The sequence below is a fragment of the Pseudomonas sp. ChxA genome (assembly GCF_030263855.1).
Classification (GTDB): Bacteria; Pseudomonadota; Gammaproteobacteria; order Pseudomonadales; family Pseudomonadaceae; genus Aquipseudomonas; species Aquipseudomonas fluorescens_CB.
Genome location: NZ_JARPMK010000001.1, coordinates 1979493 through 1991562, shown reverse-complemented (window position 1 = coordinate 1991562; position 12070 = coordinate 1979493). Strand labels below are relative to the sequence as shown.

6 protein-coding genes are annotated in these 12070 nt (G+C 60.7%); all 6 read right to left on the bottom strand.

From position 1 onward, the window contains the following. Positions 1–49: 49 nt before the first annotated feature. The 6 genes from P5706_RS08870 to P5706_RS08845 all read right to left on the bottom strand — a co-directional run bounded on the left by P5706_RS08870 (position 50) and on the right by P5706_RS08845 (position 12064). The gene (locus P5706_RS08870; protein ID WP_017134874.1) at positions 50–595 is read right to left on the bottom strand and encodes a DUF2058 domain-containing protein; all 546 of its coding nucleotides are present in this window, start codon (positions 593–595) and stop codon (positions 50–52) included. 25 nt (positions 596–620) lie between these two features. Beyond that, entirely contained in the window at positions 621–1454 is an 834-nt protein-coding gene (gene mazG / locus P5706_RS08865) for a nucleoside triphosphate pyrophosphohydrolase (protein WP_285679020.1), read from the bottom strand. A 161-nt stretch (positions 1455–1615) separates the two neighbouring features. Further along, positions 1616–3859: a GTP diphosphokinase gene (gene relA, locus P5706_RS08860; RefSeq protein WP_017134872.1), complete on the bottom strand. Its 2244-nt coding sequence runs from the start codon at positions 3857–3859 to the stop codon at positions 1616–1618. Between the two features lie 152 nt (positions 3860–4011). Further along, the gene (gene rlmD / locus P5706_RS08855; RefSeq protein ID WP_285679019.1) at positions 4012–5364 is read right to left on the bottom strand and encodes a 23S rRNA (uracil(1939)-C(5))-methyltransferase RlmD; all 1353 of its coding nucleotides are present in this window, start codon (positions 5362–5364) and stop codon (positions 4012–4014) included. Then, positions 5364–6266, bottom strand: coding sequence for a cysteine synthase CysM (gene cysM, locus P5706_RS08850; protein ID WP_017134870.1), 903 nt, complete (start codon positions 6264–6266; stop codon positions 5364–5366). Before cysM ends, rlmD begins: the two co-directional genes overlap by 1 nt. 107 nt (positions 6267–6373) lie before the next feature. Continuing rightward, positions 6374–12064 carry a dermonecrotic toxin domain-containing protein gene (locus tag P5706_RS08845; protein ID WP_285679018.1) on the bottom strand — a complete coding sequence of 1897 codons (5691 nt, stop codon included), beginning with the start codon at positions 12062–12064 and terminating at the stop codon, positions 6374–6376. Between the last annotated feature and the right edge of the window lie 6 nt (positions 12065–12070).

The following is a 12070-nucleotide window of genomic DNA, read 5'->3' as shown; positions in this document are numbered from 1 at the left end:
AAAAACACAAACCCCCGCCTTTTGAGCGGGGTTTGTTGTTTTTAACGCCTTACCACATCAGATCATCCGGGATCTGGTAGGCCGCGTATGGATCGTCCTCATCCGGCACCTGGCTTTCGGTGAGGATATTGAGCTGCACGATACGCTCTGGTGCGCGCTCCTGAATCTTCAGCGCCGCTTCACGCGGGATCACCTCGTAGCCGCCACCGTGGTGCACGATCGCCAGGGAGCCGTTGCTCAGTTTGTTGCGCATCAACGTGTTGACCGACAGGCGCTTGACCTTCTTGTCATCCACGAAGTTGTAGTAGTCCTCGGTGGTCAGCTTGGGCAGGCGCGAGGTTTCGATCAGTTGCTTGACCTGGGCCGTGCGGGCCTTGGCCTCGGCTTTTTCCTGCTGCTGGCGATTCAGTTCCTGGTCGCGCTTGACCTTCTCGGCGTGCGCCTCGGCAGCCAGGCGTGCCTGGGTGTCATCGGCCTCGATCTGGCCTTTGTGGACCAGGCGCTGCTGTTTCTGTTTGTCTTTGCCGACCTGCTTGGCCTGCTTTTGGTTGACCAGACCTGCTTTGAGCAACTGGTCGCGAAGGGAAAGGCTCATGGTGCTTACTCACTTAGGCAACTGCTCAACCGCAGCTGGACACATTCTTTTCCTGGCGTTTGGCTTCGCCCCACAGGGCGTCCAACTCTTCGAGGGTGCAATCTTCTATGGGTTTGTGCGTATCGCGCAATGCCTGTTCGATAAATCGGAAACGTCGTTCGAACTTGGCGCTGGCGCCACGTAGCGCGGTTTCCGGGTCGACCTTGAGGTGGCGTGCCAGGTTGACCGCCGCAAACAGCAGGTCACCGACTTCATCGGCGATGGCCACCGAATCGTTATCGGCCATGGCTTCGAGCACTTCATCCAGCTCTTCACGCACGTTGTCGACCACGGGCAAGGCAGCCGGCCAGTCGAAACCGACCTGGCTGGCGCGCTTTTGCAATTTGGCGGCGCGGGATAATGCGGGCAAGGCCGTGGGTACGTCATCGAGCAAGGACAGTTGCTCGGGTGCGTCGGATTTTTCTGCGCGCTCCTCGGACTTGATCTGCTCCCAGCGCTGCTTGACCTGCTCTTCGCTCAACTGGGGAATATCCAGCGGCGCATACAGATCACCGGTCGGGAACACGTGGGGATGGCGACGGATCAGCTTGCGCGTGATGCTGTCGATCACACCGGCAAACTCGAAGCGCCCTTCTTCCCGCGCCAGCTGGCTGTAATACACCACCTGGAACAACAGGTCGCCCAACTCGCCTTGCAGATGATCGAAGTCGCCGCGCTCGATGGCATCGGCAACCTCGTAGGCTTCTTCAAGGGTGTGCGGCACGATGGTCGCGTAGGTTTGCTTGATGTCCCACGGGCACCCGTATTGCGGGTCTCGCAGGCGATTCATCAGGTGCAGCAGGTCTTCAAGTGAATACATCGGTCAATCTCTGCCCATTGTCTGGAACCAATGAAGATCTAATGTGGGAGCTGGCTTGCCTGCGATAGCCTCGACTCGGTCTATCAGACAGACCGAGTCGCCTGCATCGCGCGCAAGCCCGGCTCCCACAGAAAGCAGCCCACAGATATTTTCAGACCGCATCAAGGTGTGCGATTACGCCGCGTCTCGATGATGTTCGGCAACTGGGAAATCCGCCCCAGCAACCGCCCCAACGCGTCCAACCCCGGGATCTCGATGGTCAGGGACATCAACGCGGTGTTGTCCTCTTTGTTCGAGCGGGTGTTGACCGCCAGCACGTTGATGCGCTCGTTGAGCAGCACTTGCGACACGTCACGCAGCAAACCGGAACGGTCGTAGGCGCGGATGATGATGTCCACCGGGTAGGTGAGCACCGGCACCGGGCCCCAGCTGACCTGGATGATGCGCTCGGGTTCGCGCCCGCCCAGTTGCAGCACCGAGGCGCAATCCTGGCGGTGAATGCTCACGCCACGCCCCTGGGTGATGTAGCCGACGATGGCATCGCCCGGCAATGGCTGGCAGCAGCCGGCCATTTGCGTCATCAGGTTGCCCACGCCCTGAATCTGGATATCGCCGCGCTTGCCGGGCTTGTAGCCGGTGGCTTTGCGTGGGATCAGTTCCAACTGCTCGCTGCCGCGCTCCGGCTCGACCAACTGCTGGGCCAGATTGACCAATTGCGCCAGGCGCAGGTCCCCAGCACCGAGGGCGGCAAACATGTCTTCGGCGATCTTCATGTTGGCTTTTTCGGCCAGCTTGTCGAAGTCCACCTGCGGCAGGCCCAGGCGGGCCAATTCGCGCTCAAGCAAGGTCTTGCCGGCTGCGACGTTCTGGTCGCGCGCCTGCAATTTGAACCAATGAACGATCTTCGCCCGTGCCCGCGACGTGGTGATGTAGCCCAGGTTCGGGTTCAGCCAGTCGCGGCTCGGCGTGCCGTGCTTGCTGGTGATGATCTCGACCTGTTCACCGGTTTGCAGGCTGTAGTTGAGCGGCACGATGCGCCCGTTGATCTTGGCGCCCCGGCAGTTGTGGCCGATTTCGGTGTGTACGCGGTAGGCGAAGTCCAAAGGCGTGGCGCCCTTGGGCAAGTCGATGGCGTGGCCGTCGGGGGTGAAGATATAGACCCGGTCAGGCTCGATATCCACCCGCAGCTGTTCGGCCAGGCCGCCGATATCGCCCAGCTCTTCATGCCATTCCAGCACTTGGCGCAGCCAGGAGATCTTCTCTTCGTACTGGTTGGACCCGGCCTTGACGTCGGTGCCCTTGTAACGCCAGTGCGCGCAAACCCCAAGCTCGGCCTCTTCGTGCATGGCATGGGTGCGGATCTGCACTTCCAGCACCTTGCCCTCGGGGCCGATCACGGCGGTGTGCAGCGAGCGATAGCCGTTTTCCTTGGGGTTGGCGATGTAGTCGTCGAATTCCTTGGGGATGTGCCGCCACAACGTGTGCACGATGCCCAGCGCGGTGTAGCAGTCGCGCATTTCCGGCACCAGCACGCGCACGGCGCGTACGTCGTAGATCTGGCTGAAGGCCAGGCCCTTGCGCTGCATTTTGCGCCAGATGGAATAGATATGCTTGGCGCGGCCGCTGATGTCGGCATCGACGCCGGTGGCCTGCAACTCGGAACGCAGTTGGCCCATCACGTCGGTGATAAAGCGCTCACGGTCAAGCCGCCGCTCGTGCAGCAACGTGGCAATCTGTTTGTATTGATCGGGTTCGAGGTAGCGGAAGGACAAATCCTCCAGCTCCCACTTGATATGGCCGATGCCCAGGCGGTGCGCCAGCGGCGCGTAGATGTCGAACACCTCGCGGGCCACGCGGTTGCGCTTTTCGTCGTCGGCGGTCTTCACCGCACGGATCGCGCAGGTACGTTCGGCCAGCTTGATCAGCGCAACGCGCACATCGTCGACCATGGCCACCAGCATTTTGCGCAGGTTTTCAACCTGGCCCTGGGTGCCCAGCACCATGGACTGGCGCGGGCTGAGGCTGGCGCTGATGGCGGCCATGCGCAGCACGCCGTCGATCAGCTTGGCCACTACGGCGCCAAAACGCTGGCTGACGGTCGGCAACGGAATGTGCCCTTCACGCACACCACGATAAAGCACGGCGGCGATCAGCGAATCCTGGTCCAGCTTGAGATCGGCGAGGATCTCGGCGATTTCCAACCCGGTGCGAAAGCTTGAAGTGCCTTCGGCCCACAGGTTCTTGGCCGCATTGTCTTGCTGTTCAGACTCACGAGCGAACTCGCAGGCTGCTTTCAAGGCTTCACGGTCCAGTGCCGGGTCGACACTGACGGCATGATCCAGCCATGCCTCGAGATTGATACTGCCGTCGGTGTTGATCGGCTGGTGTGCTCTCACCTGTACCATCTTGCTTACCTTCCCTACGACGCACCTTGAATGCGCCAAAAATCATCGCTGACCTGTTGCGTAACCCTAGCGGTGCAACCATTAGGCTAGGTACCACTCCCTGACAGGTCACGGCCCAGGAGACGACAGGCCAGTCGGATTAAACGGGCATCCTAGCCCGCTTCAAATAACGCCATGGCCTCGACATGCGCTGTCTGCGGAAACATGTCGAGGATCCCGGCACGTTTTAGCCGGTAGCCTTGCTTGACCAACTCAACCGTGTCCCGCGCCAGCGTGGCCGGGTTGCAGGACACATACACCAAGCGCTTGGCCCCCAGGGTGGCGAGCTTGCGCACAACCTCCAGGGCACCGTCACGGGGTGGGTCCAAGAGTACCGCAGAAAAGCCCTGTTTGGCCCACTCCGCGTCGCTCAAAGGCTGGGACAGATCGGCCTGAAAAAACTGCACATTATGCAAATTGTTGCTGACGGCGTTCTGCGCCGCCCGCTCGACCATGGCTTGCACGCCCTCTACCGCCACCACTTCGCGCACCTGTTTGGCCAGTGGCAGGGCAAAGTTGCCCAGCCCGCAAAACAGGTCCAGCACCCGCTCTTCGGCCTTTGGCGCCAACCACTCCAGGGCCTGGGCGACCATCGCATCGTTGACTCCGGCGTTGACCTGGACAAAATCTCCCGGACGGTAAGCCAGTTCCAGATCCCACGCCGCCAGTCTAAAACCAAGCGCCTGACCCGGCTCTACCGGCTCCGGCTGGCCCTCGCCATGCAGCCACAATTGGGCGTCATGGAAGGTGCAAAATTCGTTCAATACCTGCAGGTCCGCTTCGGACAGCGGCGCCATGTGCCGCAGCAACACGGCAATTGACGAACCACTGAACAACTCCACATGCCCCAACGCCTGTGGTTTGCTCAGGCGGCGCAGCATGTTCGGCAAACGCTGCATGATCGGTTGCAAGGCCTGTACCAGCACCGGGCAATCATCGATAGCGACGATGTCCTGGCTGGCCACGGCGCGAAAACCCACCTCAAGCTGTTTGGCCTTGGCATCCCAGCGCACCGCCACGCGAGCGCGGCGACGGTAGCCGAATTCCGGACCGCTCAAAGGTGCCGCCCACTCTTGCGGTTCGACACCGGCCACGCGGGACAGTTGCTCGGCGAGCATGCGCTGTTTCAGGGCAAGTTGTTCGTCATGGGGCAGGTGCTGCACGCTGCAACCGCCGCAGCGGCCAAAGTGCGCGCACGGCGCCGGGCGACGCAGCTCGCTGGCCTTGAACACTCGCTCGGTACGCGCCTCGATGATTTTGCCGTGGGCGCCCAGCACCCGTGCTTCGACTTCTTCGCCGGCCAGCGCGCCATTGACGAACCAGGTGCGGCCTTCAAAAAACACAATGCCGCGGCCATCGTTGGCCAGGCGCTCGATGGTCAGGCGTTGTTTCTTGCCCACCGGAATCTGCGGGGCGCGACTGCCGCCCGTCGGCTGAAAGCGCAGGCCTCTCTCGTGCTTGGCCATCAGTTGGGTTCGTCGAAGATGCCGGTCGACAGGTAGCGGTCGCCTCGGTCACAGATGATCGCGACGATCACCGCGTTTTCAACTTCTTTGGACAGACGCAACATACCGGCCACAGCGCCACCGGAGGACACGCCACAGAAGATGCCTTCTTCGCGCGCCAGGCGACGGGTGGTGTCTTCGGCTTCGCGCTGGGCCATGTCGATGATGCGGTCCACGCGCGTCGCGTTGTAGATCTTGGGCAGGTACTCTTCAGGCCAACGACGGATACCCGGAATGGCCGCGCCTTCCATCGGTTGCAGGCCGACGATCTGGATTGCCGGGTTCTGCTCCTTGAGGTAGCGCGAGTTACCCATGATGGTGCCGGTGGTGCCCATGGAACTGACGAAATGGGTGATGCTGCCCTGGGTCTGGCGCCAGATTTCCGGGCCGGTGCTGGTGTAGTGCGCCTCGGGGTTATCGCCGTTGGCAAACTGGTCGAGCACCACGCCACGGCCTTCGGCGGCCATGCGCTCGGCGAGGTCACGCGCGCCTTCCATGCCTTCTTCCTGGGTGACCAGGATAAGTTGGGCGCCATAGGCGGTCATCGCCGCCTTGCGCTCGGCACTGCCGTTGTCGGGCATGATCAGCACCATCTTGTAACCCTTGATCGCCGCGGCCATGGCCAGGGCGATGCCGGTGTTACCCGAGGTGGCTTCGATCAGGGTGTCGCCTGGCTTGATCTGCCCGCGCAACTCGGCGCGGGTAATCATCGACAACGCCGGGCGGTCCTTGACGGAACCGGCCGGGTTGTTGCCTTCGAGCTTGAGCAACAGGGTGTTGCTGGTTTCACCCGCCATGCGTTGCAAGCGGACCAGGGGCGTGTTGCCGACGCAATCGGCGATTGTAGGGTACTGCAAGGTCATGGCGTATTCGCAATCCAGACTGCGGGGGCGAACATCATACCGGGAAAGGCCGGCGGGCCATATCACGCAAAGTGTGGTGCTTATGGCTTAAAGGCATAAGCACGGGATCAACTGGCTGCGAAGCTGGCCCACTCCAGCTGGGTCAATCGCTCTATCACTCTTTTCCTGTCTTCCTCCCTTGGCCCTTTAAGTGCGTCCAAGAGCTTCACGTAATGCCCCTCTGGAAGGCTTTCACGATCCAGGAATCGAGACATATTCGTCATTCTAACGTCGTAATAATGCAGGGCAGCCTTGAAATGGCTCGGGTATTTCAGTTCAAGAAACTCGATCCAATGCTCCGCGCCTTTAAGCAAGTCCGGCCAGTTGAACTCACGTTCTTCGGCGAGGATCAAGTTGCGTAACCTGTTAGTCGAAAAAGGGCCAGGCGACACAGCTGGCACGTCGAACCGCTGGTGGAAAGGCATAGGCAGATCCAGCGTCTCAGCCAGCGCCATTCGATAGTCAAAAATATGCCTGCATATCTCGCGAATCGTCGCGTTGCCAGAGGCGGAAAACCCTAGCAGAACCCTTTGGGTGATAGAGGCGAGCCGACTCTGCGCCCGGTAGAAGTTTATAAAGTCCGGCCCGGCACTTTGCACATCCCCCGCGAGCATCTGTACCGGTAGCATCTGCAATTCCAAGTCATTAATACATAGCAACCAACCATCGATACCCCCGGTACGGTAATTCAAGGGCGAATCAAACAGCATTTGCCGCAGCCGGCCGTCACTCAAGGCGTTATCAATCAACCCCCAGACGCGGCGAGTGATATCGCCGCGCAACTCGCTATGTTCAGGGGCAGTCAACGGCCGAAACGCTGAGATGTTCCACAAAACGTTGAAAAATCGGTCCGCCATTTGCTGGAAACTCAGCGCTGCCCAGGCCACTCGGCGCAACGGCACTTCGCTCAGCGGCAACGGTGGCAACCAGCGATCAATGAAGGGTTTTGGCAGCGGTGAGTGTGCTGAAAGACCGAAATCCACCGCATGATAGTTTGGCCGACGACGATAGCTCGCTAGAAGCTCATAGGTGTCCTGGGAAAGATCGTTGCCGCTGAGATCCAATGCACGATGAACATTTTCATAGATGTAAAGATCGTGCTCGCCCAACTCCCTGATCTGGTTATCCCGAACGTCAAAAACTTGCAATTGACGCAAAGTGACCGCGCCTGAAGGCAACCGGCTGAGCCCCGTATTTCTCAACATCAGAACTTTCAGAGCCCTCAATGGGTAGAATTTCAGTAAGGCCCCGGTGCCCAGCGGATTGCCCGACAGGTCGAGTTTGACCAATTCAGTCAATGCCGCCAGCCCTCTGACGTCCGACAGGTCGGGCTGGATTTGGTTATTCGCCAAGTTGAGTAATGAAAGGTTTCTCAGTTCGTCCAGGCCCACGGGTAAATGCACGAGCCTGTTGTTATCGAACAGCAGCCAACGAAGATCGGGAAAGCCTCGCAAGAAGTTCTCTGGCATCGCCGATAAGCGATTACCTTTACAGCTCAGTACCCGCACGTGCCCAAAATAGGCCGATATCTGCGGAAGATCTTCAAGGGCCAAATCGTCCAGATTAAGTTCGTATGGCACGCCACGCGTAGAATCCTCTTTACTCCAGCAGCGCCGAATTCGCGTCGCGGCCTCAAGCTGTACCGTCAGGTTTTCGGGTCTGCCCAGCAAGCACCAACGCTCAAGGCTTTCATTGAGGGCATTGCGCTCCCGGAATAAGCCATCGATAGCCACCCTCCACTCCTGAACGGAATTGCTCACGCCCTGGAGTATTTCAAGCGCCTGCGCATCGGTTTTGCTCGGAAACAACAGCCGCAGCCGGGCCACTTGCCCACGCTCTGCGCGGCCCACTGCCCCCACGCCACTCAGCGGATAACCAACGCGCCCGTCACTCAGGCGTTGCGGCAAGCGGTACCAGGGGCGTTGCCCCACTTCGAGCAATTCCCCAATGCGTAGCAGGGGGTCACCCAGCGCCTGCTGGGGTTCCAGACGATGGGCAATCTCCTGCGTCAACTCTTGGACGCCGCCCGCATGGGTATAACCCAATACTTCGCGTTCAGCGGCCGGCAGTGCCTCCAGTAGAACCTTCAGGAACCCACCGCGACTGCCGATCGGTTGGCGCTCGCCGTCAACTTGAGGGTTATAGGCTTGGTATTGACCGTCCAACACCTCCAGCACGCGCCTGAGCCGTGCGTCGATGGCACCGATACTGTCGATCAGGCGCCCTCTTTCGTACACCTCAAACCTTAGGTGTTTTGGCCAGCCATCGATATCCGGCAGGGTGTGCAGGATCAATTTCGCGCTGTCTTGATTCTCCGCAGCGGGCAGATAGACCCCTTCCAACGCCCGCGCCTTGCGCAAGTAATGCAGCCACCAACGCACTAACGGGGTGAGCGTCAAAGGCATGCGGCCCGCCTCCAGGCTGGTTCGCTCGGCAGCCGTGAGGTTACTCACCAAGTCTTCGGCAATCGCTGCCGTCAGACCCGGAAAATCTCGCTGCAGCACCTGCGCAAAAGGCGCCGACGACAGCGCGTTCTTCTCGCACAGCGCCTTGAAAAAAAGCCGCTCCATCAACGCTTTGTTGATAATGACCTTGCTCTCCAGCACGGACACTTGATCCGCCCTGCTAACCCCCGCACGCCCGACCAGGGTGTCGGCGCTGTGCGGGCTTATCTCTTCCAGCATGTGATCGAGGAATTCGCGGCCCGCCACAGTGCCCTCTAGCGTCTGCATCCCCTCCATGTGCGTTGTGAGCCGCTGATGGAGGGTGAAGCGCTCGACGGTTTCGCGCAGGATCACGGGAGGCCGTTCATTACGTACATGCACCCGCCGCAGGATCGCCGGCGTCACCCCGCTGACGTGCTGAATCTGCTCGATGGCATCCGGTGTCAATGCGCGTACCCAAGGCCCCAGGCGATAAAACGGTTGCTGCCCGTCCCAGGTCAATGGGTTTTCCCATTCGTGACGCCAGGCGCCGGCGCCATTGTGGGTGAGCACGGGCGCATACGCCTGGTCCAGAAACGGGTGTTGAATACGCCAGGGCTCAGCCCCTTGCGGCGCGACAACCTTGAAGTGGTGCCCCTCGATAAACAGGTACAGATCCGCACCCTGCGCGTACAAGCCGCGTGCATCGGGCTCGGCCGTGGCGTCGGGTAAATTGGCCGTGCTGACGTAGTGCGCGATCTCACGCCGAGAGGGATAAAACCTGCCATCGGACGCACGATTGCGCAGCAAGGCCCTGGCAACCGCATAACGAAATTCGGTGCTGGCACGCTGGGCATTCCACCCCAGCAGATGCAGGTCGCCCTCGGCGAGTTGGCTCACGACAGCGCTATAGAAATCCTGGGTACCAGGCTGCACCTGAGCCGGGCTGGAGCGCTGGTGGTTAAACGCTGAGAACGCGCCATTGCCCTGATCGACAATGACGATGGTCCTGTCTCGCTCGCCACGTGATATGTAAGGCACGCCGGGCGTCTTGGGGCTGACTACCAGTGCCTGGCCGGTCAAGCCCCGCAATACATGGCCGGCGAACTCTTTGACCCAGTCCTGGATCTGCCGGTTGAACCGCCGAGTATTGAACACGGCGTCAACAATGCGCTCTTGGCGTGCCGCCTGACGGGCATTGCGCAGCGCGGTGTAGAGCGCTTCGGGTTGCAGCTTCGAGTCCAGCAACTGCGCCTGCTGGTGCGCCGATAACGGGTGTTCGCGCAGCACCGCCAGCAGCCGTGCCTGGCTCACGTCGGGGTGCAAGGCGTGCAGTGCGCTAACCACCGCCGGAAGGGTCTGGCCGTCGCTGATACTGTCGGGCAATAACCTGCGTACCGACGCCCTTACGGGGGTCGCCAGGGCACGGCTGGACCCGGCAAATTGCGTGAGGGCCTCAAACAGGTCGATGCTCAAGGCGTTGGCGCGTTCCGCCAACTGCTGACGGAGCGCTGGTTCTCCCTGCGGGAAATGCTGCGGCAACAACGCCGCAATGGCCTCGGCCAAATGTGCGGTAATACGCGGTGGCGTGGCGTAGGCGAACTGGTAGTTTTCCAACGCGGTGATCGCGACCACCGCCGTCGTCGGCTGGGCTGCATCCTTGCTGTAGCGACGCATTTGCACACCCTGGGGGTTATTAATACTCAAGCAGGTGTCCGCTGGCCAAGCGTCCAACTGCATCAGCAAAGGCGCGATAACTGCAACCGCATCAGTTGGAGTCACAGCGCTGGGCTCGCCAGCTGCGGCCACCCACTCGATCAGCTTGTCGGCCCTGAACCGCTGCACCGCCTCCACCAGCGAGCCCGACGGCGCCGCGCCCTCCCAGACCTGATCCAGGGCCTGTGGCGACGTGCCGCTTGCCTCAAGCACAGTGTCCAATCCCGTCGCCGCAATGGCCTGGCCATCGAGCATCCTTTCGAGCAGTTCCGCGCTGGTCGCAGGCTTGGCCACTGGCGTATCGCTACGCTGCTGGGACAGTTGGTGGTACAAACGCTGATGGCGACGCTGCACACTCTTGGCCAGGCGCGTATGTAGCCGGCCGCTGACGAGTAAATCCGCCAGGTCAGCAAACCCCTGGAGCAATTCCCCAGGCTGGCCCTGCATTGCCTGGTGGCCGCCCTCGATCAGTGCCCGCTCCATGGCAACGAACATCGCGAAGGTGCGTACCCGCCCCAATCCCTTGAGCGCTCCCGGCACCGGGATCAACAACACATTAAGGATTTCACCGATTACGGTCTGGAACAGCTCGATCATGGTCGGCATAAAGCCGGGGGTTTGATGGGCCAGTTCCTTCAGGTTGCCTCGACAACGACTGAGGTAAAAATCGCAGAGGCTGACGACGGGCGCCTTGGTTACCGGATTGCGCACGTAGCCGATCTGTTGAACATTGTTTAGCGTGGGAATCGCTCTGGACAGTCTGTAAATCAGTGCGCCAAGGCCCTCCAGGCCCTGTGGTGGGGGGGTGGTCTTGGCGATTTGCTTGAGCCGGGCGCAGTCACGCAGCAACATGACCTGGTACAACCAATCGACGTGCCCCCTGCTGTAGAACCCGTGAAACGCAACATGAAATTCCTCGCAGGCCTCCCGGTGACTGTCATGATGGCGCAAGGCACCGCCTGGCCGGCCGGGGAAAAAACTGAATGCCCCCTTGACCTTATCGACGGAAAAAACCAAGTGCGGAACACTCAGACTGTCCCCCGGCGGCCGGCTCATATGTTGACCGATGAAGCCCAGTTGTTGGGGTAACCAGCTGATGTTGTCCACGCCATGGGGGATGAACAGCAGCATCTCTTCCATCGCGCCCCAGGGCAGCGCGCCTGCCAGCGCCTGTTTTACCTGCTGATACTTAGCCTGGTCGACTCGGCTGGCGGAGGTATCCCGGAGGGCCTCGATCAAGGCGAATTCAAATTCGGCGCTCGCCAACCCCATGATGGCGGTGCCCAACGCGGCGTTGGCGCGCAGTGACTGATCGAGCTGAGTTTTGAGTTGCCCACCGATATCGAGCTGGCGCACCAAAGCAATAAACTTGGCCGCCGTGGTTTTGACCTCCGTGTCCAGGTAACTGGCGTCAGCCAAACCGGTGCGGCCGGGATAGCTCCAACCGGTGAGGCCGTCGTAGTTGAGGCAGGCCGCTTCCCACAAGGTCAGGCTGGCCACCTTGATCGTGCCCTGCGCGTCGCCGTCGGCGGCACGCCGCACACGCGACTGCGCCTGAAGGTAGCGAGTGTGGATGCGCGCAACGCCTGGGTCTATATCCTGCCCGGTGAGGGTCTTCAACGCTGC